Below are 22,363 nucleotides of genomic sequence, written 5' to 3'. Positions count from 1 at the left end.
AGTGCGGCGCGCAGGCGGTGCGCGGGGGAGGTCACACGGCGCTGGACACACGCGGCGCCGCGGCTGCGGCCCGCTCCACGGCCGCGGCGAAGGCGTCCGCCACGTCGTAGAGGCCGGCGCGTGCCGCCTCGTCGAGCACCACGGAGCCGTCGTCCCGCATGCCGATGTGCCGGTCGAGGACGAACGCGCCCCGCACGACGTGTTCTGCGCTCATCGACGACAGCACCGGGCGCAGCGCGTAGTCCACCGCGAGGGTGTGCGCCGTGGAGCCGCCCGTCGCGAGGGGCAGCACCGTACGGCCGGCGAGCGCATCCTGCGGCAGCAGGTCGAGCAGCGACTTGAGCAGCCCGGAGTACGCGGCCTTGTAGACGGGCGTGGCGACCACCACGCCGTCGGCCGCCTCGAACAGCTCCCTGGCCCGGACGATCCCCGGGTGCCCGAAGTCGGCGCCGAGCAGCGCCCGCGCGGGCAGGGTGCGCACGTCGAGGGGGACCGCGAGGTGGCCGCGCGCGGCGAACCTGGCGGCCAGGTGGCGCAGCAGCCCCGCGGTGCGGGACGTCGCGGACGGGCTGCCGGAGACGGAGAGGATCGTGGCCATGCGGATCTCACCTCGGTACGTGTCGGGACGGTTCTGCGGGCTCTGCGGTGCGGGCGGGATCGGCGCGGCGGCCCGCTCCGGCCGGCGGGGCCGCGCCGCGCGGCTGCCCGGGCACCGCCGTGGGCCGGGCGGGCGCGGGCGGCCGTACGGGCGCCGGGCGCGCGGCCAGGGTGCGCAGCAGGTCACGGGCGACGGCGTCGTTCTGCCGGAACGCGGGGGCGTTGGTGCCCGGCCGCGCGAAGGCCGCGACGGCCCGGCCCCCGGTGTGGTGCCCGAGCGCGATCCTGCGCGGGTGCGGCCCGCCGAGCGACGGGTCGATGACATGGCCGTCGGGCGCCACGGCGAGCCGCCCCGACTCCTCGATCGCCCCGCCCGCCGCGTACAGGTCGCGCAGCAGCCGGTCCTTCGAGCGTGACAGCGACGGGCTCGGCAGATACGCCTCCACCAGCGCCGTCGCCGTGACCGTGCGGCCCGGCACGGTCGGGCTCGACGCGCGGAACACCCCCGCCTCCTCGTCCGCCTCGACCCGCAGGTCCGCGCCGAGAAAGCGCACCACCCCGGCCAGGGACAGGGCGTGCAGCTGGCGCAGCCGGAAGCCGGGCGGCCCCGAGGCGAGGAAGCTGAAGAACCCCTGCCACCAGCCGTCCAGGTGCTCCCGCACCGAGGCGTGGTCGAGGCCGCGGGGCGCGCCGCCGGAAGCGGCGGCGTCCGGCAGGTACCGCGGCAGCTGGCCGTAGACGGAGAGCAGCGCGAGGAACGCGCCCAGGTCGGCGCTGTGCCCCGGGTCGGCCCTGCGCGCCCGGTCCGCCTCGATATGGCCGCGCAGGTGCTCCTGGAAGGACTCGGCGTCGGCGAACACCCGGCCCCTCAGGGGCCGGTCGAGCGCCTCGAAGTCCAGCCGGTCCGCCGGGTCCTGCACCGCGGCGCGCACCAGCTCCGCCATCGCGGGCGCGTACCAGTGCAGTGTGTCGTAGGCCGCCCTGAACTCCTCCCAGCTCCCGGCGGTCCGCTCGGGGTGCGCGTGGAACAGCTCGTGGTAGTGGCCGTAGCCGATCTCCTTGGCCATCAGCGGCCACAGGTCGCGCCGCAGGTCGAGCGGGCGCCCCTCGGCCAGCAGCCGGTCCGCCTGCGCGGGGCCGAAGTGGCGCGGCAGGTCGGGCCGCGGCCCGAGAAGCCGGTAGCCGGTCTTGGAGTGGTACGGGACGCCCCGCCGCGATCCCGCGTGCACCACGGGCTCCCGGCCGGAGGGCAGGTAGGTGAGCGACCCGTCGGCCTCCTCGCGGTACCGCCCGCCGCGCCCCTCCGTGAGCAGCACCACCAGGTCCACGAAGGCGAGACCGAGGCCGCGCAGCACCACGTGCTCGCCCGGCTCGATCGCGTCGAGCTCGTCCGCCACGTCGGCGGAGAACGCCGGCGGCAGGTAGCGGCGGCGGTGGCGCGCCGCGAACCGGGCCAATTCCTGGTGTTCTGGCGCCGGTTCGGATCCGAGATGGCCCTGGGTGAGGAACACGAGGTCGGCGGCGAGCGGCGCGGTACCGCCCGCGAGGTGCACGAACTGCGTGCCGTCGGCCGGGCCGTGCACCGCCGTGGCCGTGGTGGCGTGCGTGTGCACGGAGATGTGCGGCGGCAGTGCGGCCAGGGTGCGCCGGTGCGCCCAGTCGAGGTAGGCGCTCTGCGCCCGCCGGGTCGGGAACGCGTCGGGGGCGAGCCCCGCGAGCTCGGCCCGCACCGAGGCGTCGGGGGCCGGTTCGTGCGGCGCGTACGGCTCGGGGCCCGCCGTCGCCGCCGCCCACGCGGCGAGCGAGGGGCCGGGCCGCACCGGGCCCTCGATCACCGAGCTCTCGTCCGTGAACAGGGTCACGTCCTCCGCCATGGAGTTCATCCGCAGCAGCGGCGACTGCGCGCGGCGCCACACCCGCCCGGCGCCCGGCGGGTGCGGGTCCACCAGGTGGAACTCCAACGGCCGGCCCGGCGGCCAGAGTTCGGGTGCGTTCGCGGCGACCCGCTCCAGCAGCCCGGTGGCGCGAGGGCCCGCACCGACCAGCACCACCACGGTGGGCGCCGCCCGGCCGCTCATGCCGCGCTCCTGGCGGCGGCCGCGCGCAGCCGCTGCAGCGGCGTCGGCGGCAGGGCGCGGCTCGCACCGCGCGCGTAGTGGCGCTCCACGTAGTACTGGCCGAACGACAGCACGCTCGTGACGACGACGTACCAGATCGTGGCGACCATCAGCAGCGGGATCACCTGGTACGTGCGGTTGTAGACCAACTGGACCGAGTACAGCAGGTCCTGGACGGCGAGCACACTCACGATGCTGGTGCCCTTGAGGGTGCCGATCAGCATGTTCCCCGCCGTCGGCACGATGGACCGCATCGCCTGCGGCACCACGATCCGCCGCAGCACCCGCCACCTGCTCAGCCCCAGCGCGGCGGCGGCCTCGCTCTGCCCGGGGTCGACGGAGAGGATGCCGCCGCGCACCACCTCGGCCGCGTAGGCGGACTCGTGCAGGGTGAGGCCGACCAGCGCAGTCAGGCTCGCGCCGAACAGGTTCACCGTCTTCACCGTGACGAACTCGGGTCCGAACGGGATGCCGAGGCTGAGCCGCGGGTACAGCGCCCCGATGTTGAACCAGAACAGCAGCTGCACCAGCACGGGCGTCGACCTGAAGATCCACACGTAGCCCCAACTCAGCGTCCGCAGCACGGGATTGGCTGACAGGCGCATCACCGCGAGCAGGGTGCCGAGCAGAAAGCCCAGCACCGTCACCGCGGCGGTCAGCCACAGCGTCAGCACCAGCCCGTCGAGCACGGCCCTGGTGGTGAAGTACTGGCCGACGACACGCCATTGGAAGCGCCCGTTGCGTACGACCGAGTTCACCACCATGGCGAGGACCAGCAGCGCCACCGCGGCGGACAGCAGCCGGCCCGGGTGGCGGCGGGGCACGATGCGCACCGGTGTCCCGCCGTCCTCGACGGGAGGGGGAGCGGGGGCAGAGTCGGGACGGTCGGCGGCGGGGGAGCGGGGCGCACCTGCGGGTGCGGCTTCGGGGGAGGCGCTCATGGGAGGGGGCTCCGGCGGGGTTCGCGGGCGGCGGTGGTCGACGGCTTCCCCGGCGCGCGCACCAGCGCGAGCGCCCGGACCTGCCGGTGTCATCACACGAACCGCGTCCCTCAACACGGCCGGCCAGGTCCGGGAAGCCCCGGGCCACAGGCCGCCTTCGACTGTACGTGCGACGACCGCCGAACTGTCAAGCGGCGTCCGGACTGTGGCCGAAAGCGTCCGCGGCGCCCGGCGGGGCCCGCGAGCTCCACGGCGCGACCCGCCCTTGACTTCCGGAAGGCGCCGGTGTCGACTGAAGGCATGCAGAAGCAGCTGCCGCTGGTCATCAGGGGCCACATCGACTTCGGTCGCGTGTGGTCCTCCTCGTGTTGCGCCTGACCCGGCAGCGGGCCGCCTGACCGGCCCTCCCTCCCTCGGTGACCCCCGTCGCGGGCCGAGTTCCCACGCTCCCTCCGGGCGCACGCTGCCGCCTCGCCCCGCTCCCCACGTCACAGCTGACGTGCCGTCATCACACACACCGCACGGAGCACCCACCCGCACGGCGCGGCGCCGCCCGCCGTGCCCCGCAGGAACAGCGCCCACCCGCACCGCACCCGAGCGGCCGCCCCCCCCGCACACGGGGCGGCGCGCCGCACCGCGCCCTGCCCGCCGCCACCACGTACCGGCGCCCGGGGGCCGCGCCCCGGCGCTGTCCCCTGTGCCCGCGTCCGCTCCCTCAGCGAAAGGCCCGCCATGCCCGTCGAGTTCCTCGGCATCGCCGCGACCAACAACGGCTCCGAGACGGAGGCCCGCACGGGCGCCGCCTTCGACAAGGACTACACGCTGCGGCTCGCCCGCGCCCACGAGGACCACGGCTGGGACCGGGTCCTGTTCGCCTACGGCTCGGGATCACCCGACCCGGCCCCGGCCGCCGCGTACATCGCGAGCCGGCTCGACACGCTCCAGATCCTGCTCGCACACCGGCCCAACGTCTCGTACCCCACCTTCGCGGCCAAGACCTTCGCCACCCTCGACCAGATCAGCGAGGGCCGCCTCACCGTCCACTTCATCACCGGCGGCAACGACCACGAGCAGGGCAGGGAGGGCGACACCCTCACCAAGGACGAGCGCTACGCCCGCACCCGCGAGTACATCGGGATCGTCAAGAAGATCTGGACCACCCGCGAGCCCTTCGACCACGAGGGCGAGCACTACCGCTTTCACGACTTCGTCAGCGATGTCTTCCCCGTCCAACAGCCCCGCCCCGGCGTCTCGTTCGGCGGCTCCTCGCCCGCGGCGCTCGCCGCGGGCGGCGCCGAGGCCGACGTCTACTGCCTGTGGGGCGAGCCGCTCGCGAAGACCGCGGAGCAGATCGAGGCGGTGCACGCGGCGGCCCGCGCCGCAGGCCGCGCCACCCCGCCGCGCATCCAGGTCGCGTTCCGGCCGATCATCGCGCCCACCGAGGAACTGGCCTGGGAGAAGGCGCACCGCACCGTCGCGGCGATCAAGGAGCGGCGCGCGAGCGGCGACCCCGTGCTGACCAGGCGCCACCGCACCTCCGCCCCCGAGAACACCGGCTCGCAGCGGCTGGTCGCCATCGCCGAGTCCGGTGAGCGCTTCGACCGGGCCCTGTGGACCCCGACGGCCGCCGCCACCGGCGGCGCAGGCAACTCCAACGCTCTCGTCGGCACGCCGGAGACCGTGGCGCAGGCCCTCCTCGACTACTACGACCTCGGCGTCGACATCCTCTCCGCGCGCGGCTACGCCCTGCTGGACGACGCGGTCGACTTCGGCAGGTACGTCATCCCGCTGGTACGCGCCGAAGTCGCCCGGCGCGACGCCGAAGGCCGCGCCCGCGGCCCCCGGACCCTGGCGGAGGCCGGCTGATGCCCGCACCTGACCGCACCCGCGCACCACGCACCCCCGCACCTGACCGCACCCGCACCCCCGCACCACGCACCCGCGCACCGCACCCCCGTGCGCTCCTCGCCCTCACCGCCGCCGCTCTCCTGCTGCCCGCCCTCGCCGCCTGCGGCGGCGGGCCCGCGGGCGCGGGGCCGGGCTCGGGCGCGCCGGCCGGCGCCGCCTCGCCCGCCCCCACGGGCAACGTCCTCGCGGCCGTCGGCAGGCAGCCCGCCCTCGCGAAGCTGCTGCCCGCCGACGTCCGCGCCCGCGGCACGCTCCGCATCGCCTCCTCGGTGGGCGCCCCGCCCTCCGCCTACTTCCCCGACGCCTCCGCCAAGCAGCCCGTCGGCCTCGACATCGACATCGCCGACGCCGCGGCCAAGGTGCTCGGCGTCCGCCTGGTGCGCCAGGAGGCCGGCTTCGACGCGATCCTGCCCGCCCTCGGCAGCGGCAAGTACGACCTCGGCACGGGCAACTTCGGCGTCACCGACGAGCGCCGCAGGACCGTCGACTTCGTCACGTACATCAACGACGGCCAGGGGTTCGCCGTCAGCAGGCAGGACACCGGCCAGAAGAAGATCACCAGCCTGCTCCAGCTGTGCGGCAAGAACGTCGGCGTCGGCGCCGGCACCACCTTCGAAGCCACCCTCGACGCACAGAGGGCCAGGTGCGGGAAGGCGGGCAAGAAGCCCTACCAGGTCAAGGTGTACTCCGACAACGGCTCCGCGCTCACCAGCCTCCAGCAGGGCCGCATCGACATCACCATGTCCACCATCAACGGCCTGCGCTACCAGGCGTCGCAGCCCGCCGCGGGCGTCAGGTTCCTCGGCGAGTTCCAGCGGCTCGACGTCGGCTTCGCCCTCAAGAAGGGCTCGCCGCTCGCCAAGCCCCTGCAGGCGGCCGTCGACGAGCTGATCGCCGACGGCACGTACGCCAGAATCCTCGACAAGTGGGGCGTCAGGGGCTCGGCCATCCGCCACTCGCAGATCAGCCCGCCGGAACTGGCGGCCCGACACCCCGCACCGGCACGGTAGGAGACGCACATGGCCACCTCCGCACCGCCCGCCGACGCCGCGCTCATGGTCGACGTGCACGGCGTGCACAAGAAGTTCGGCACCCAGCACGTGCTGCGCGGCGTCGACCTCAAGGTGCCGCCGGGCGGCGTCACCGTCGTGCTCGGCCCCTCGGGCTCGGGCAAGTCGACGCTGCTGCGCACCATCAACCACCTGGAGCGGGTGGACCGCGGGTACGTCAGCGTGGACGGCGAACTGATCGGCTACCGCCGCTCGGGCAACGCGCTGCACGAACTGCCGGAGCGCGACGTGCGCAGGCAGCGGCGGCAGATCGGCTTCGTCTTCCAGAACTTCCACCTCTTCCCCCACCTGACCGTGGTGGAGAACGTCATCGAGGCACCCGTGGCCGCCCTGCGCAGGCCCCGCAAGGAGGCCGTCGAGACCGCCCACCGGCTGCTGGCGCGCGTCGGCCTCGCCGACAGGGCCGACGCCTATCCGCGCCGGCTCTCCGGCGGCCAGCAGCAGCGCGTCGCCATCGCACGGGCCCTCGCGCTCGAACCGAAGGTGATCCTCTTCGACGAGCCGACCTCCGCGCTCGACCCCGAACTCGTCGGCGAAGTCCTCGACGTCATCAGGGACCTGGCGCGCGGCGGTACCACCATGGTCGTCGTCACCCACGAGATCGGCTTCGCCCGCGAGGTCGCCGACACCGTCGTCTTCATGGACGGCGGCACGGTCGTCGAGCAGGGCCCGCCGTCGCAGGTGCTCGACCACCCGCGCCACGACCGCACCCGCGCGTTCCTCGCCAAGGTGCTCTGAGCGGGCGGGGCCGCGGCCGCACCGGCCCCGCGCCCGCAGTGAGCCGCCCGCCCGCGCCCGCGGTGGGCCGCTCGTCCCCCCTCTGCCGCCCCGGAGTCGCCATGAAGTTCTCCGTCCTGACCATCGTCAGCCACGCACCCCACCCCCTCACCGGTGAACTCCCCTCCGCCGCCGATCGGTTGGCCGACGTGGTGGAACTCGGCACCGAGGCGGAGCGCCTCGGCTTCGACGCCTTCGCCGTGGGGGAGCGGCACGCGGGCGCGTTCCTCTCGTCGAGCCCGACCGTGCTGCTCGGCGCGCTGGCCGCCCGCACCAGCCGGATACGGCTGCTGACCGGGGTCACCGTCGTGGCCGTCCTCGACCCGGTGCGCGTCGCCGAGGACTACGCCACCCTCGACCAGCTCTCCCGCGGCCGCGTCGAACTCGTCATCGGCAAGGGCGCGGAGGCCGGCCACTTCTCCCTGTTCGGCCTCGACGAGTCCCTCCAGTGGGAGTACCAGGCCGAGAAGTACGAACTGCTGCGGCGGCTGTGGCGCGAGGAACACGTCGACTGGAACGGCCGGTTCAGGCCCCCGCTCAAGGGCGTCACCACCGTGCCCCGGCCCTACGCGGGACCCCCGCGCGTCTGGCACGGCTCTGCGACGAGCCTCCACTCGCCCGAACTCGCCGCACGCCACGGCGATCCGCTGTTCACGGCCAACGCGGTCCAGCCGCGCGAGGCGTACGCGCGCCTCATCCGCCACTACCGCGAGAAGTTCGAGGAGTACGGCCACGACCCGGCGCACGCCCATGTCGCCGCGGGCTCCGGCGGCCTGTACATCGCGGACACCACCGAACGTGCCATCGCCGAGTACGGGCCGCTCTACGAGGCCCGGGTACGGCAGAACCACAAGCCCCACCTCGCGGGTCGCGCCGGGTACAACACACCGTTCCGCACCGTCCGCGACGCCGTCGCCGACGGGCCCCAGCTCATCGGCAGCCCGCAGCAGGTCATCGACAAGATCCTCGGCTACCGGGAGGCGTACGGGCACGCCCTCCAGTCCGTCTCCGTGGACGGCTTCGGCCTCGGGCTCGCCGCGCAGCGCGAGCAGCTCCAGCGGTTCGCCGAGGAGGTGGCGCCGGTCGTGCGCCGCGAGGCGCCCACCACGCTGTGGGCCGCCCCCTGACGTCCGTGCGAGGACCTCGCGGGGGCCCGCTGCTCAGCGCGCGTACGCGCCGCGCGGGACCAGCGGCGCCCGCCCCGCGTCCCGGGCGCCGCACCCCGTGTGGTGGCGGCGGGCGATGCCGTCCAGGTCGGGCGCCCCGCCGAAGGCCGGCTCGCCCGCGAGCCGCCGCGCGTACGCCCACAGGCGCGGATGGTCCGCGACCCGGCCCGCGAGCGCCTCGCCGAGGTGCGGCAGATGCACCCTGTCGAGCATCAGCAGCGTGACCCAGGCGTGCACGTCCGCGGCGGAGAGCTCGGCCCCCAGCAGGAACGGGCCCTTGCCGAGCCGGTGTTCGAGCTCGGCGAGCGCGCCGAGCAGCGCCCCTGCGGCGGCCGGGCCGGCCCCGGCGCCGCCCGCGCGCGCCGCCGCCCCCTCGACGTCCCGGTCGCACAGCCGCGCCAGGGCGTCGATCTGCGCCGCGGCGGCGCACGGCCGCAGCGGCCCGCGCCCTTCGCCGAACCGCGCCGCGAGGTCCCGCACGATCTCCGGGGCGTACGTGCTGACGACGCGGCCCGCCCAGGTGTCGCTGAGCACGGGCGCGGCCGAGGGCCCGGGGTGCTGGTGCGAACTGGCCTCGTACAGGGCGTCGAGCGCCGCGTACCCGCCGTCGGCGCGGTCGGGCACGGGCGGCAGCAGGGTCAGGGGCACGGTCTCGGCCAGGCCGAGCACGGCGTGGGTGACGGCGATCCGCAGACAGTGCGGACAGGTCGCCGACAGGTAGAGGCGGTAGCGGCGCGGCACGGCGTAGTGCCCGTAGCGCGGGTCGGTGCCGATCCGGCCGCGCATCGGCGGCGCGGCGTCCTGCGGAGCGGCGGATGCGGCGGATGCGGCGGACACGGGCATGGCGGTGGCCACGCCGGAGAATCCCGAAAAGGCGTTCGCGGTGGCGGACATGCGTCTCCCTGCGGTCCTGGGGTGGCGGTGCGGTGGAGCGCTGGTGGCACACGGACGCGCGGGAGACGCGGGAAGGCGCCCGCCCCGGGGCCGTGTCGTGCGGGATCAGACGGAGGGGCGGACGGCGCTGCAGACACGCAGCAGATCGATGTGGCGCCGGGAGGTGAGCAGGGGAAGTGCGGGGACGGCCACGGCGGCTGCCGCCCGACCGGTCCGCTTCCCTGAAAGCCTCATGCCCACCCGCCTGTTCACCGGTTCGTGCCATGAGTCTCTGTCGGCCCACCGGGGGCGTCAAGAGGGGTTTCACCAGATGGCCGGAGCCGCGCGCCGCCCGGCCGCGCACCGGCCGCCCGTCCGCGCCCGCGCGCCGCGCCTCAGGCGCCGTCCGAGCGGGCCGCCGCGCGCCGCGCCCGCCGCTGTGCCGCCTGCCGGTGCCGCTCCTTGTCCTGCGGGGTCACGGGTTCGAGGGCGGGGACGGCGTGCGGCGTGCCGTCGGCGTCCACCGCGACGAACGTGAGGTGCGCGGTGACGACCTCGGTGCCGGGGCCCGAGGTGTTCCAGCGCTCCGCCGTGACCCGCACACCCACGTCCATCGAGGTGCGGCCCGCGTACTCGACCTGCGCGTTCACCGTGAGCAGGTCGCCGACCCTGGCGGGCGCGAGGAAGCTCATGCCGTCCACGGACGCGGTGACGGCGGGACAGCCCGCGTGCCGGGCGGCCGCCGCGCCCGCCGCGTCGTCGACGAGCTTCATCACGACGCCGCCGTGCACGGTGCCGTACAGGTTGGTGTCGTGGGCGGACATGATGTGCGCGAGCGTGACCGTGGAGTCAGCGGGGGTCTTCGTGTCGTCCATCGTCTCTCTCAGCCGGTGCTGGTCCGGGTTCTCCTGCCGGTGGCGTACCCGCCGGATGTGCGGCCGGCGGCGTCCGTGCAGGGCCGCAGGTGGCGGCCCCTCCCGCCCAGTCTCCCAGCGCCCCGCGCGCACGGCACGGTCAGGGGGCGCTCGCCGCGAGGCGGTCGATGGCGGCGCGCCCGGGCATCGACGACGACGCGCCGTGCCGCTCGACGGAGAGCGCCGAGGCAGCGGTCGCCCAGGCCAGCGCGTCCGCCGGGGGCCTGCCCTCGCCCAGCGCGACGGCGAGCGCCCCCACGAAGGTGTCGCCCGCCGCCGTCGTGTCCACGGCCCGCACCCGCCGCGCAGGCACCGCGAGCGGCTCGGCGCCCCGCCTGGCATACAGGCAGCCCCGCGCCCCCAGCGTCACCACCACCTCGGGCACCCGGCCGAGCAGCGCGTGTACCGCGTCGCGCGGATCCTGGCGGCCGGTGAGGGCCGCAGCCTCGTGCTCGTTGGGTACCAGCAGGTCCACCAGCGAGAGCAGCTCGTCGGGCAGCGGGCGCGCGGGCGCGGGCGTCAGGACCGTGCGCACCCCGTGGGCGCGCGCGGCCCGCAGCCCCGCGAGCACGCCCTCCAGCGGCAGTTCGAGCTGGAGCAGCAGCGCGTCAGCCGCCGCGACCGCGCGCTCGTCCGCCGCGCTCAGCGAGGTCACGGACGCGTTGGCGCCCGGCACCACGACGATCGCGTTGTGCCCCTCGCCGTCGACGACGATGTGCGCCGTGCCGCTCGCGCCGTCCACCGTGCGCAGCGCCTCCGTCCGTACGCCCGCGCCGTCGAGTACGGAGCGCAGCCGCGGCCCGAAGTCGTCGTCGCCGACCGCGCCGATCATGGTGACGTCGCCGCCGGCGAGGGCCGCGGCCACCGCCTGGTTGGCGCCCTTGCCGCCCGCGACCGTACGGAACGACTCGCCGGTGACGGTCTCGCCGAGGCCCGGCGCGACCCGGGTGTACGCGACGAGGTCCATGTTGGTGCTGCCGAGCACCGCGATCCTGGCGCGTCGGCGTCCTGCGGCGGGTGTGCTGTTCACGGAGCGGCCTCCTCGGCCTTGCGGACGGCGGTGTCGGTGCCCAGGATCCCCCGCGGCCACGTGCTTCCCGTGCTCCTCGTGGTCCCCGCGCTTCCCGTATGCACCGCACCCCCCGTATGTCCCACGCTCCCCCGTGTCCCCCGGGGCTCCCCGGGGCTTCCCGGGCGGCGGGCGTGCCGCCGCCGTGCCCGCCTCGGCGCAGAAGCCGGTGGTGGCGGCCGCGATGATCGTCTCCACGGTCGGCGGCCCGCCCGAACCCGTCATGCGCGCCTCTTTCGTACGGCCCGCGGCCCCTCCGCGCGGTGGGGCGGGCGGGGCCCGTCAGGGCGCGGGCGTGCCGAGCGAGGAGCGCAACTGCCGCGTGGCGCGCGGCATGTTCCACCCCAGGGCACCGGTGACGAGCCCGTCCTCGTGGTAGACGGCGGCGAACCTCCCGTCCTGCGGGTCGCCTTCGACGACGGTCAGCGCGGCCGCTTCCGTCCACGACCCGTACGCCTGGATCTTCACGTCGTACTGGTCGGTCCAGAAGTACGGCACCGGGGCGTACGGTGTGCCCTTGCCGAGCAGGGTGCGCGCGGCGGCGACCGCCTGCTCGGTGGCGTTCATCCGGTGCTCGACCCGCAGCCGCCGCCCGCCGAGTCCCGGGTGCGGCCAGCTGGCCACGTCCCCCGCGGCGACCACGCCGGGCGCCGCCCTGCACAGCTCGTCGCAGTCCACGCCGTTGGCGAGGGAGAGGCCGCTGCCCGCGAGCCAGTCGGTCGCAGGCACGGACCCGATGGCCACGAGCACCACGTCCGCTCCGACCACGGCGCCGTCGGTCAGCGTCACACCGGTCACCCGGCCGTCCTCGCTGTTCAGCCCGGTGACGCCGGTGCCCGTGCGGACGTCGACCCCGTGCGCGCGGTGCAGGCCGGCGAGCAGTCCGCCCACCCGCGGTCCGAACTGCCGCACCATGGGCGCGGGCAGCGGGTCGACCAGCGTCACGGAGAGCCCGAGCGCACGGGCGACCGCCGCCGTCTCGGCGCCGAGGAAGCCGGCGCCGACGACCACCACGGAGGACCCGGCGAGCAGCGCGGCGCGCAGGGCGAGCGCGTCGTCGGCGGTGCGCAGCAGGTGCACGCCCGCCAGGCCGTGGCCGTACGGCAGAGGGCGCGGCACGACGCCGGTCGCCAGCACCAGGCCGTCGTAGCCGAGGCGTTCGCCGTCCCCGAGGACGAGCGTGCGGCCCGCGACGTCGAGGGAGGCCGCGGGCACCCCGAGCCGCCAGGCCACGTCGGGCGCCGCGGGCAGCTCGACCCGCTCGGGCGCCCACCGCCCGTCGAGCACCTGCTTCGACAGCGGCGGCCGGTCGTACGGCATCCGCTCCTCGGCGCCGACGACGGTGATCGTGCCGTCGAACCCCTCGCGGCGCAGGGTCAGCGCCGCGGTGTTGCCTGCGGCCGAGGCGCCGACGACCACGACCTCGCGCAGGCTCACGACGCGGCCGCCGCGCGCCGGGGGACACGGGGGCGGGGAAGGCCCGGCGGAAAGGAACCTGCCGGGCGCCGCGGGTCCTGGAGGGCGTGGGGTATGCGCATGGGGCGGGGTCCTTGTCCGTGGATGCCGGAGCCGACGGTGATCATTCCCGTCCCGGAGTACCACGCCGCGGGGGAGGGGCGCCAGAGCGCCTCCGGTCGTCGGGGACCCGGCCGGGGGCCGGGCGCCGAGCAGGCGCCGGCCCCCGGCCCGCCCTCCCGCCGGGTCAGCCGGCCGGCGGGAAGTACGAGTCGTCCACGATCTTCGACAGGTCGAGCTTGGAGACGCCCGGCGTCTTCGCGAGCGCGTCCTTGGAGGTCTGGAGCTGCGCCGTGGTCGGCGTGGGCCGGGCGGGCAGCACCTCCTTCGCGAAGTACTCCCAGGTCTCCTTGAGCGCCTTCGGATCGCTGATCTTCAGGTGCTTCGACAGCTCGCTCTCCGCGTACTTCTCGTCGGACTTCTCGCGGGCTATGGCCTGGCTGAGCGCCGTCATGAACTTCTTGATCTGGTCCTTGTGGCTCTTGGCGTACGCCGTGGTGGTGGCGAGCCCGACGTTCGAGGTGGGGATGTGCTGCTTCGCGAGGTCGAGGATGCTGTGATAGCCGGCGGCCTCGATCTGCGTGGAGGCAGGCGGGTGGGAGAGCGCCGCGTCCACACTGCCCGCGATGAGCGCGTTGTTGACGTTGGTGACCGAGCCGAGGGACACCAGGCGCACGTCCTGGGGCGTCAGGCCCAGCTGCCCCAGCGCCGCGAGCGTCGCCACGTACACGGAGCCGCTGCTCGTGGTGATGCCGATGCGTTTGCCCTTGAGTTCGGCCGCGGTCTTCGCCTTCGTGTAGAACTGGTAGGGGAACACCGGGGTCAGCGTCGCGAGGTAGTTGACCTGCGCACCCGACGCGGCGCCCGAGACCATCTCGGAGGCGCCGATGGACGCCATCTGCGTCTGGCCCGAGATCAGCGCGGGGAATCCGTCGGAGCCGCTGAGGCTCGTCAGGGAGACGTCGAGGCCCTGCTTCTTGAACAGGCCGGAGTTCACGGCGATCCACAGCGGGAGCTGGTCGGCGACGAGCTGGCTGTAGCTGACCGTCATCTTCGCCGTGCCGCCGGTGCCGTCGCCCGCGCCGGCCGCGTCCGCGCCGGGCGCGCACGCCGACACGGCAAGGGCGAGGGCGCCGGCGGCCGCGGCGAGTCCGTAGGTCGCGCGCCGTGAGCCGCGCCGTCCGCCGTGCTTCGTGGTGTCGCGCATCGTGCCTCTTTCGGGTTCGGTCGTGCGTCAGTCGGAGGGGTTGCGCCAGGAGTCGAAGTGCCGCTCCACGCGCTGGAGCAGGGCGTTGAGGGTCACACCGGTGAGGGCGAAGATGAAGAGGCCGGCGAAGACGACGGAGGTCTGGAACTGCTGGCCCGCGTTGTTCATCAGCATGCCGACTCCCGCCTGCGCGCCGCTGAGTTCGGCGACGAACACACCGATCAGCGCCTGGCCGACAGCGAGCCGCAGGCCGCTGACGATGAAGGGCACCGTGCCGGGCAGGGCGATGGTGCGGAAGATCTGCAGGTCGGTGCCGCCGAAGCACTTGGCGACGCGCAGCACCGCGGGGTCCAGGTTCTGCACGCCGCTGGCCGCGTTGATCAGGATCGGGAACACCGCCATCAGGAAGACGATCATGATCTTCGATGAGTCGCCGATGCCGAGCCAGATGATCAGCAGCGGCGTCAGGGCGATGCGCGGAGTGGCGTAGAGGAAGCTGACGAACGGGCTGAGGATCCAGGAGAGTTTGCGATACCAGCCGATCAGCATCCCGATCGGCAGCCCCACCACGGCGGCGAAGACCAGGCCGAGCAGGAGTTCGCGCCCGCTGGTGAGCAGGTCCGTCCAGATGGCGCTGGTGCTGAAGAGGTTCTCGAAGGCGGTGATGACGTCGCCCGGGCCCGGCAGGACGATCGCGGGCCGCACCCGCAGCAGCGCGAGCACCTCCCAGACCGCGAGGGCGACGACGACGGCGACGGTGCCGTACACGTACTTGGGGTGGGGCCGCCGCCTGGTGCGGGCGGGGCGCGCGTCCGGCAGGGGTTTCGGCGGCTCGACGCGTGTGGTGACGGCCATGTCAGGCGGTTCCTCCGTTCGCGGCGGCGGCGTCGGGTCGGTCCGCCGCCGCACCGTGCAGGGTGTCGGAGATGTCCTCCACCAGCGCCTGGAACGCTGGGAGTTTGCGGATTTCCTGGCCGCGCGGCCGGGGCAGCGGCACGCCGATCTCCCGGACGATGCGGCCGGGCCGCGGGCTGAACACGCACACCCGGTCCGCGAGGAACGCGGCCTCGGTGATGTCGTGCGTGACGAACAGCGCGGTCACACTCTTCTCGGCGCAGATACGGGCGAGCTCCACCTGCATGACCTCGCGCGTCTGGGCGTCGATGGAGGCGAAGGGCTCGTCGAGCAGCAGCACTTCGGGCTCGACCGCGAGGGCCCGCGCGAGGTTGACCCGCTGCTGCATGCCGCCGGAGAGCTGCCCCGGGTGCCGGTCGGCGGCGGCCGAGAGGCCCACCAGGTCGAGCAGGTCGCGGGCGCGCTCGCGTGCCTCGGCCCGCTTGACGCGCTTGCCGAGTTCGAGCCCGTAGGTCACGTTGTCCAGCACACTGCGCCACGGCAGCAGGCTCGCGTGCTGGAACACCATGGCCCGGTCGGGCCCGGGGCCGGGTACGGGGCGCCCGTCGACGGTCAACGAGCCGCCGGTGATCGGCAGGAACCCGGCGACGGCGTTGAGGAAGGTGGTCTTGCCGCAGCCGGAAGGGCCGACGATGCAGACGAAGTCCCCCTTGTACAGGGTGAGATCGACCCGGTCGACGACCGTGCCTGACCCCGGATCCGCCGCGGAGCCCGGCTTCCGGTAGTCGACGAGGACGCCGGCTGCCCGCAGGTGGGCGGGGCGAAGTCCCTGGTCCGCGCCGTGCGGTGACGCCTCTTTCGCAGGACCTGACCGCGGCGTCGAGTCCTGCGGGGAGCGATGGGTGCTGGGAGACATGGCGCCGGAGTCTAGGTCTGAACATCAGACCATGCAATGGATACGCACTCTTGAAAAGGTCAGACGGTTAGCCCCAATATCGGCACCACCACTGCGAGTCGCCCGACCGGCCCGGGACAGGGGCCGAGGCGCTAGAGGAGGACCACCGTCATGCCGAAACACCCCAGCGACGTCATCCAGAGCGATCTGCGCAGCTTCATCGAGGCCGTCGACGACGGCGGTGAGCTCGAGGTCGTCTCGGGTGCCCACTGGGACAAGGAGATGGGCGCGGTCACCGAGGTGCTCTACCGGCAGAAGGTGGAGAAGTCCCCGATGCTGGTGTTCGACAAGGTTCCCGGCTACCCGGACGAGAACCGCTGCCTCTACGGCATGTTCGGCTCCCCGATGCGGCTGGCGCTCGCGCTCGGCATGGAGCCCGGCATCGCCGCGAGCCGCGCCGACATGCTCACCAACTTCCGCAAGGTCATCAAGAAGGGGTTCAACCAGATCCCGCCGAAGACCGTCGCTCAGGGCCCGGTCCTGGAGAACGTCGTCAGCGGCGACGACATCGACCTGCTGTCGATGTTCCCCGTCCCCGTGCACCACGAGCTCGACGGTGGCCGGTACATCGGCACGGCCTGCGGTGTCGTCACCCGCGACCCCGACACCGGCCGCGTCAACCTCGGCACCTACCGCGTCCAGGTCAAGGACAAGAACACCTGCGCGTCGTACATCTCCAACGGCAAGCAGGGCCGCATCCACCGTGACAAGTACCTCGCGGCGGGCAAGCCCTGCCCCGTCGTCATCATCGTCGGCATGGACCCCGTCACCTACCTGGCCTCGGGGTACACCCTCGCCGACGGCGTGCCGGAACTCGACTGGTGCGGCGGCCTGATGGGCCGGCCGCACGAGGTCATCGAGGGCGAGGAGACCGGACTGCCGTTCCCCGCGCGCTCGGAGATCGTCCTGGAGGGCGAGATCCTGCCGAGCGAGATCACCGAGGAGGGCCCGTTCGGCGAGTGGCACGGCTACTACGCGGGCGAGGCCAGGGACGAGCCCGTCATCCGCATCAAGCGCGTCTACCACCGCGACAACCCCATCCTCACCTGCGCGGCCAGCCAGAAGCCCCCGCACGCCCACCTCTTCGAGCGCTGCTTCCTGCGCTCCGCCGCGCTGCTCGACTCCCTGGAGGGCGCGGGCGTGCCGGACGTGGTGAGCGCCTGGACCCACCAGGCGGGCTCCGGGCGCACCTTCGTGGTGGTGTCGGTCAAGCAGCGCTACTTCGGCCACTCCACCCAGGTCGGCCTGGTCGCCTCCCAGGTCAACCCGGTCGGCTACGTGGGCCGGTGGATCGTGGTGGTCGACGACGACATCGATCCGAGCGACATCCACGACGTCATATGGGCGATGGGCACCCGGTGCGATCCGAAGACCATGACGACCACACTGGACAGGACCTGGTCGTCCCGGCTCGACACACTGGTCACCGACTACGACCGGCTCTACAACTCCCGCATGGTGATCGACGCCTGCATCCCCTACGAGCGCCGCGACACCTTCCCGACCGTCGCCCAGACCTCTCCCGAACTCGCCGCGGACGTCCGCGCCAAGTACCCGCACCTGTACCGGTGAGCGGTCCCGCACGCGCCGGGGCGCCCGGCGCGAAGCAGCGCCTCGTCGTCGGGGTGTCCGGTTCGAGCGCGCCCCAGCTCGCGGTGAAGTTCCTCGAACTCGCCCGGGAACTCGGCACGGTCGAGACCCACCTCGTCATGTCGCAGGGCGCACGGCTCAGCGTCGAGCTCGAACTGCGCAAGGACCCCGCAGAGGTGGAGAAGCTCGCCGACGTCGTGTACGACGCGCGCGACCTCGGCGCCGCCGTCTCCTCCGGCTCCTTCCCCACCCTCGGCATGGTCGTGGTGCCCTGCTCGATGCGCACCCTGGCGGCCATCGCCACCGGCAACTCCGACAACCTGGTGGCACGCGCCGCCGACGTCACCCTCAAGGAGCGCCGCCCCCTCGTGCTGGTGGCGCGCGAGACCCCGCTCAACTACATCCACATCGAGAACATGAAACGGGTGACACTGGCGGGCGGCACGATCCTGCCGCCGGTGCTTTCCTTCTACCACCAGCCGCGGACCGTCGACGACCTGCTGGGGCAGGTGTGCGGCAAGGTCCTCGACCAGTTCGGCATCGCCAACGACGCGTACCGCCGCTGGACCGGCTGACCCGCGGACAGGACCCCGCTCCGCACGGCCCCGGGGGCCGCCGCCGCACCGCGGTGGCGGCCCCCGCGCGTGCCACAATGCCCGCGTGAGCGACGACATCTCCCCCCTCGTGGCCCGACTCGGCCTCGAACCGCACGTCGAGGGCGGCTGGTTCCGCGAGACCTGGCGCACTGGCCCCACCGCGACCCCCGACGGCTACCCCGGCCCGCGCGCGTACGCGACCGGTATCCACTACCTCCTCCACCCCGGCGAGCGCTCCCGCTGGCACCGGGTGCGCTCCGACGAGCTGTGGCTCTGGCACGGCGGCGGCCCGCTGCGCCTGCGCCTCGGCGGCACCGCGGAGGCGCCCGAGGAGCACACGGCGCCGCTGCTCGGCATGGCCGTCGCCGACGGCGAGCGCCCCCAGGTCCTCGTCCCCGCGGGGGAGTGGCAGGCCGCCGAGCCCGCGGGGACCGAACCCGTCCTCGTGTCCTGCGTGGTCGCCCCCGGCTTCGACTTCGCCGACTACTCCGAGCACCCGGGCGACCCGGCCTGACCGCGTCAGCTCCGGCACCCGCCGGGGCTGACACTCCCCCGTACGGACGAGCCCGGGGCGCGCGCCGGGCCGCCCGCCGCTGGAATGGCAGGATGACGGCCGCACCGCACGACTGCCTCGCCCGTAACGAGTGGATCTGCGGCACCTACCTCTCCACCCGCCGCCACGTCCTTGCCGACGCCGTCGTGCAGCACCTCGAACTCACCGCTGCCTCCGTCGGCATCGCCCTGGTCATCGCCGTGCCGCTGGCGCTCGCCGCCCGCGGCAGGCGCTGGGCCGCGGGACCCGTGCTCGGCGTCACGACCGTGCTGTACACCATCCCCTCGCTGGCGATGTTCTCGCTGCTGCTCCCGCTCTACGGGCTGTCTGCCTCGCTGGTCGTCGCAGGACTCGTCCTCTACTCGCTCACCCTGCTCGTACGCAACATCCTCGCCGGGCTGCGTGCCGTGCCGGAGGAGACCCGGCAGGCCGCACGCGGCCTCGGCTACGGGCCCTGGCGGCTGCTGCTCACCGTGGAGCTGCCGCTCGCGCTGCCCGCCGCCATGGCCGGGCTGCGCATCGCGACCGTCTCCGCCGTCTCCCTCGTGACCATCGGCGCGATCGTCGGCCACGGCGGCCTCGGCAACCTCATCTACGCGGGCATGAACACCTTCTTCAAGGCCCAGGTGCTCACCGCCTCCGTGCTCTGCGTGGCCCTCGCCGTCGCCGCCGACCTGCTGCTCCTCGGCGTGCAGTGGCTGATCACGCCGTGGGTGAGGAGGCAGCGCCCGTGAGCGTGATCGCGCACTCCTGGACCTGGCTGACCAGCGCGGACCACTGGAGCGGGCCCGACGGCATCGGGCACCGGCTCGTCGAGCACCTCTGGCTCACCGCCGCCTGCCTGGCGCTCAGCTGCGCCCTCGCCCTGCCGGTCGCCCTCGTCCTCGGCCACCTCGGCAGGGGAGGCGTGCTCGCCGTCAACATCTCCAACGCGGGCCGCGCCGTCCCCACCTTCGCCGTCCTCGTGCTCCTGCTGCTCACCCCCATCGGCTCGTACGGGCAGTGGCCGACGGTCGTCGCGCTGGTGCTGTTCGCGGTGCCGCCGCTGCTGACCAACGCCTACGTGGGGATGCGCGGCGTCGACCAGGACGTCGTGAGGGCCGCACGCGGCATGGGGATGACGGGGAGCCAGCAGCTGCTGCGGGTGGAGCTGCCGCTCGCCCTGCCGCTGATCCTCACCGGCGTGCGGATCGCCGCCGTCCAGCTCGTCGCGACCGCCACTCTCGCCGCCCTGGTCGGCGGCGGCGGACTCGGCCGGATCATCACCGCGGGCTTCAACCTCGCCTCCACGCCGCAGGTGGTCGCGGGCGCCGTCCTGGTCGCCGTCCTCGCGCTCCTGGTGGAGGGCGCCTTCGCGCTCGTGCAGCGGCTGACCGGCAGGCGCGGCGGGGGCGAGGCCGCGTGAGCCGCGCCCGGCGCCCGCCCGCCCCGCGCACGGCCGCGGGCCGCCGCGCGCTGCTCGCCGTGCTCGCCGCCGTCCTCCTCCTCGCGGGCTGCGCCACAGGGCCTTCCCTGGAGAACCAGGGCCAGGTCACCGCGCCGCCGGGCGACGCCACGCACCTCACCATCGGATCCGCCGGCTTCACCGAGAGCGACCTGCTCGCCCAGATGTACGCGGTCCTCCTCGGCCGCGCCGGCTACCGCACCCGCATCCTGTCGGTCACCAACCGCGAGATCTACGAACCGGCCCTGGAGAGCGGCCAGATCGACGTCGTACCCGAGTACGCGGCGACCTTCGCCGACTGGCTGAACGCCAAGGCGCACGGACCGCAGGCCCGGCCCGTCGGATCCCCCAGCCTCGCCCGCACCATGGCCGCGCTGCGCCCGCTCGCCGCCCGCCGCGGCCTCACGGTCCTCGCACCGGGCCGCGCCATCGACCAGAACGCCTACGCCGTGCCCCGCGGCTACGCCGCCCGCCACCGCCTGCGCACCCTGAGCGACCTCGGCAGGTCCCGCCTTCCGGTGCGCCTCGCGGCGGGCGACGAGTGCGCCGCCCGCCCGTACTGCGCGCCCGGCCTGCGCAAGACCTACGGCATCCGGCTCACCGGCATCGACCCCACCGGCATCGGCACCACCCCGTCCAAGCGCGCCGTGCAGCGCGGCCGTGACCAGATGCTCGTCACCACGACCACCGACGCGACCCTCGACGGCTTCGGGCTCGTCATCCTCCGCGACGACCGGCACCTCCAGAACGCCGACCACGTCGTGCCCGTCGTCAACCGCGCCCGCGCGGGCAGCGCCAGGATCGCCGCTGTGCTCGACCGCCTCGGGCGCGTCCTGACCACCGCCGACCTCGCCTCTCTCAACGAGCAGGTCGACAGCTGGCGCAGGCTGCCCGAGGACGTCGCGCGCCGCTACCTGGAGTCGAAGAGGCTCGTCCCCGCGTCCTGACCGCGCGCGCAGGCCGCGCCCCGCTCAGGCCGCCAGCCGCGCCGGGAGCCACCTGAGCTGCACGGCCTCCTGGTACGGGCCGCCGCCCTCATGGCCGTTGAAGTCGTACACCTCGATCGATTTGTCGTCGCTCCCGTACGCGTTGAACGCGGCGAACACCGTCGACGGCGGGCACGTCTGGTCCTCCAGCGCCGTCGAGAACAGCGCGGGCGCCCGGCAGCGCGCCGCGAAGTGCACCCCGTCGAAGTACGCGAGCGTCTCGCGCACCCGGTGCGTACGGCCCCGGTAGGTGCTGAGGTACTCGCCGATCTCCCGGTACGGCGGCCTGTCGGTGAGCGTGATCGCGCGCGGGAAGTCGCACAGGAACGGCACGTTCGGCGCGATCGCGGCCAGGTCGTCCACCAGGCCCGCGACCGCCAGGGTGACGCCGCCGCCCTGGCTGGTGCCGGTGACGGCCGTGCGCGCCGCGTCCGCCAGCGGATGCGAGCGCGCCGCCTCGACCGCCCGCACCCCGTCCGTGATCAGCCGCCGGTAGTAGTAGTCGTCCGGGCTCTCGACGCCCCTCGTCATGAACCCGGGGAACGCGGAGGCGCTGCCCACGGGATCGGGCGTGTCGCCCCCGCCCCACGCCCCGCCCTGGCCCCGCGTGTCCATCACGAAGTGCCCGAAGCCGGCCGCCGCCCACAGCAGGTGCGTGTGCGGGAGGCCGCGCCCGCCGCCGTAGCCGAGGTACTCCACCACCACGGGCACCGGCTCCCGCACCCCGGCAGGCAGCACGAACCAGCCCTTGACCCGGTGGCCGCCGAAGCCCGCGAAGGCCACGTCGAACACGTCCACCGCCGCGAGGCCCGTCTCCACCGGCTCGAAGCGCGCGTCCAGCGCGTGCGCCCTCGTCTCCGCCAGCGTCCGCGCCCAGAAGCCGTCGAAGTCGGCCGGCTCCCGGGACGCGCTGCGATACCCGCGCAGCCGGTCGAGGTCCAGGTCGAACAGGGCCATCGGGCACCACCTTGATCGTCGTGAGAGGGGGGCGGGGACACCGTACGTCCCCGGGGCGCCGGCGAGAGGACGTGGGCCCCGCCGGAACCCCGCCGTCCGCCGGGCGGCCCTGATCGCGGCGCGCGGCGCAGGGCCCGTCCACGGGCCCTGCGCCGATGACGGACCGGATGCGCGTCGCCCACGTCGCGGACCCCGAGGGCAACATCGTCGAACTCCAGCAGTGGCTCGCCCCGCGCGACTGAGCCGCCCGCGCGGGGCGCCGCACCGCTGAGC

At 74.2% G+C, this 22,363-nt stretch carries 21 protein-coding genes and 1 pseudogene; 11 read left to right on the top strand and 11 right to left on the bottom strand.

Annotated elements, in window-relative coordinates; all coding sequences use genetic code 11:
* Positions 1-31 precede the first annotated feature (31 nt).
* The 3 genes from ssuE to AB0910_RS00195 are packed head-to-tail and all read right to left on the bottom strand — an operon-like array spanning position 32 to position 3,655.
* Positions 32-598, bottom strand: a complete 567-nt coding sequence (gene ssuE, locus AB0910_RS00205; protein WP_366742200.1) for an NADPH-dependent FMN reductase — start codon at positions 596-598, stop codon at positions 32-34.
* A 7-nt stretch (positions 599-605) separates the two neighbouring features.
* A complete protein-coding gene (locus tag AB0910_RS00200) occupies positions 606-2,675 on the bottom strand; it encodes an FAD/NAD(P)-binding protein (RefSeq protein ID WP_366742199.1) in 2,070 nt (689 codons plus the stop codon).
* Complete coding sequence (locus AB0910_RS00195) at positions 2,672-3,655, bottom strand: amino acid ABC transporter permease (RefSeq protein WP_366742198.1); 984 nt, start codon at positions 3,653-3,655, stop codon at positions 2,672-2,674. The genes AB0910_RS00200 and AB0910_RS00195 overlap by 4 nt, the downstream gene beginning before the upstream one ends.
* Positions 3,656-4,387: 732 nt before the next feature.
* On the opposite strand from AB0910_RS00195, the gene AB0910_RS00190 reads away from it, so the two are divergent.
* The 4 genes from AB0910_RS00190 to AB0910_RS00175 all read left to right on the top strand — a co-directional run bounded on the left by AB0910_RS00190 (position 4,388) and on the right by AB0910_RS00175 (position 8,537).
* Positions 4,388-5,521, top strand: a complete 1,134-nt coding sequence (locus tag AB0910_RS00190; protein ID WP_366742197.1) for an LLM class flavin-dependent oxidoreductase — start codon at positions 4,388-4,390, stop codon at positions 5,519-5,521.
* Positions 5,521-6,573 (top strand): ABC transporter substrate-binding protein, encoded by a 1,053-nt coding sequence (locus AB0910_RS00185; protein WP_366742196.1) that lies wholly within the window; start codon positions 5,521-5,523, stop codon positions 6,571-6,573. The genes AB0910_RS00190 and AB0910_RS00185 overlap by 1 nt, the downstream gene beginning before the upstream one ends.
* Positions 6,574-6,582: 9 nt before the next feature.
* Entirely contained in the window at positions 6,583-7,371 is a 789-nt protein-coding gene (locus tag AB0910_RS00180; protein WP_366742195.1) for an amino acid ABC transporter ATP-binding protein, read from the top strand.
* 101 nt (positions 7,372-7,472) lie between these two features.
* Complete coding sequence (locus AB0910_RS00175) at positions 7,473-8,537, top strand: LLM class flavin-dependent oxidoreductase (protein ID WP_366742194.1); 1,065 nt, start codon at positions 7,473-7,475, stop codon at positions 8,535-8,537.
* A 33-nt stretch (positions 8,538-8,570) separates the two neighbouring features.
* On the opposite strand, the gene AB0910_RS00170 is transcribed toward AB0910_RS00175, so the two are convergent.
* The 7 genes from AB0910_RS00170 to AB0910_RS00140 form a co-directional block, all read right to left on the bottom strand.
* Positions 8,571-9,470: a glutathione S-transferase C-terminal domain-containing protein gene (locus tag AB0910_RS00170; protein WP_366742193.1), complete on the bottom strand. Its 900-nt coding sequence runs from the start codon at positions 9,468-9,470 to the stop codon at positions 8,571-8,573.
* Positions 9,471-9,844: 374 nt separating this feature from the next.
* The gene (locus AB0910_RS00165; protein ID WP_366742192.1) at positions 9,845-10,324 is read right to left on the bottom strand and encodes a hotdog domain-containing protein; all 480 of its coding nucleotides are present in this window, start codon (positions 10,322-10,324) and stop codon (positions 9,845-9,847) included.
* Positions 10,325-10,463: 139 nt separating this feature from the next.
* Positions 10,464-11,393 carry a ribokinase gene (gene rbsK / locus AB0910_RS00160; protein WP_366742191.1) on the bottom strand — a complete coding sequence of 310 codons (930 nt, stop codon included), beginning with the start codon at positions 11,391-11,393 and terminating at the stop codon, positions 10,464-10,466.
* Between the two features lie 321 nt (positions 11,394-11,714).
* The gene (locus tag AB0910_RS00155) at positions 11,715-12,869 is read right to left on the bottom strand and encodes an FAD-dependent oxidoreductase (RefSeq protein ID WP_366742190.1); all 1,155 of its coding nucleotides are present in this window, start codon (positions 12,867-12,869) and stop codon (positions 11,715-11,717) included.
* Positions 12,870-13,134: 265 nt separating this feature from the next.
* Positions 13,135-14,154 (bottom strand): ABC transporter substrate-binding protein, encoded by a 1,020-nt coding sequence (locus tag AB0910_RS00150; RefSeq protein WP_366742189.1) that lies wholly within the window; start codon positions 14,152-14,154, stop codon positions 13,135-13,137.
* 27 nt (positions 14,155-14,181) lie between these two features.
* Positions 14,182-15,009 carry an ABC transporter permease gene (locus AB0910_RS00145; RefSeq protein WP_366742188.1) on the bottom strand — a complete coding sequence of 276 codons (828 nt, stop codon included), beginning with the start codon at positions 15,007-15,009 and terminating at the stop codon, positions 14,182-14,184.
* Position 15,010: 1 nt separating this feature from the next.
* Positions 15,011-15,925: an ABC transporter ATP-binding protein gene (locus tag AB0910_RS00140; protein ID WP_366742187.1), complete on the bottom strand. Its 915-nt coding sequence runs from the start codon at positions 15,923-15,925 to the stop codon at positions 15,011-15,013.
* A gap of 150 nt (positions 15,926-16,075) precedes the next feature.
* Between AB0910_RS00140 and AB0910_RS00135 the strand changes: the two genes are divergently transcribed.
* The 6 genes from AB0910_RS00135 to AB0910_RS00110 all read left to right on the top strand — a co-directional run bounded on the left by AB0910_RS00135 (position 16,076) and on the right by AB0910_RS00110 (position 21,094).
* A complete protein-coding gene (locus AB0910_RS00135; protein WP_366742186.1) occupies positions 16,076-17,536 on the top strand; it encodes a UbiD family decarboxylase in 1,461 nt (486 codons plus the stop codon).
* Entirely contained in the window at positions 17,533-18,129 is a 597-nt protein-coding gene (locus AB0910_RS00130; protein WP_366742185.1) for a UbiX family flavin prenyltransferase, read from the top strand. The genes AB0910_RS00135 and AB0910_RS00130 overlap by 4 nt, the downstream gene beginning before the upstream one ends.
* 85 nt (positions 18,130-18,214) lie before the next feature.
* On the top strand, positions 18,215-18,664 hold the full coding sequence (locus AB0910_RS00125; RefSeq protein WP_366742184.1) for a cupin domain-containing protein: 450 nt from the start codon (positions 18,215-18,217) through the stop codon (positions 18,662-18,664).
* A gap of 92 nt (positions 18,665-18,756) precedes the next feature.
* On the top strand, positions 18,757-19,437 hold the full coding sequence (locus AB0910_RS00120; protein ID WP_366742183.1) for an ABC transporter permease: 681 nt from the start codon (positions 18,757-18,759) through the stop codon (positions 19,435-19,437).
* The gene (locus tag AB0910_RS00115; RefSeq protein WP_366742182.1) at positions 19,434-20,108 is read left to right on the top strand and encodes an ABC transporter permease subunit; all 675 of its coding nucleotides are present in this window, start codon (positions 19,434-19,436) and stop codon (positions 20,106-20,108) included. Before AB0910_RS00120 ends, AB0910_RS00115 begins: the two co-directional genes overlap by 4 nt.
* 59 nt (positions 20,109-20,167) lie before the next feature.
* Entirely contained in the window at positions 20,168-21,094 is a 927-nt protein-coding gene (locus AB0910_RS00110) for an ABC transporter substrate-binding protein (RefSeq protein ID WP_366742713.1), read from the top strand.
* A gap of 24 nt (positions 21,095-21,118) precedes the next feature.
* On the opposite strand, the gene AB0910_RS00105 is transcribed toward AB0910_RS00110, so the two are convergent.
* Positions 21,119-22,090, bottom strand: a complete 972-nt coding sequence (locus tag AB0910_RS00105) for an acetylxylan esterase (protein WP_366742181.1) — start codon at positions 22,088-22,090, stop codon at positions 21,119-21,121.
* 143 nt (positions 22,091-22,233) lie between these two features.
* On the opposite strand from AB0910_RS00105, the pseudogene AB0910_RS00100 reads away from it, so the two are divergent.
* Positions 22,234-22,332: pseudogene (locus tag AB0910_RS00100) on the top strand (VOC family protein); the annotation flags it as partial.
* Between the last annotated feature and the right edge of the window lie 31 nt (positions 22,333-22,363).

Source organism: Streptomyces sp. NPDC047002 (assembly GCF_040704505.1).
GTDB lineage: Bacteria > Actinomycetota > Actinomycetes > Streptomycetales > Streptomycetaceae > Streptomyces.
The sequence above is the reverse complement of the archived record's forward strand: the minus strand, read 5'-3'. Positions and strand labels throughout refer to the sequence as shown.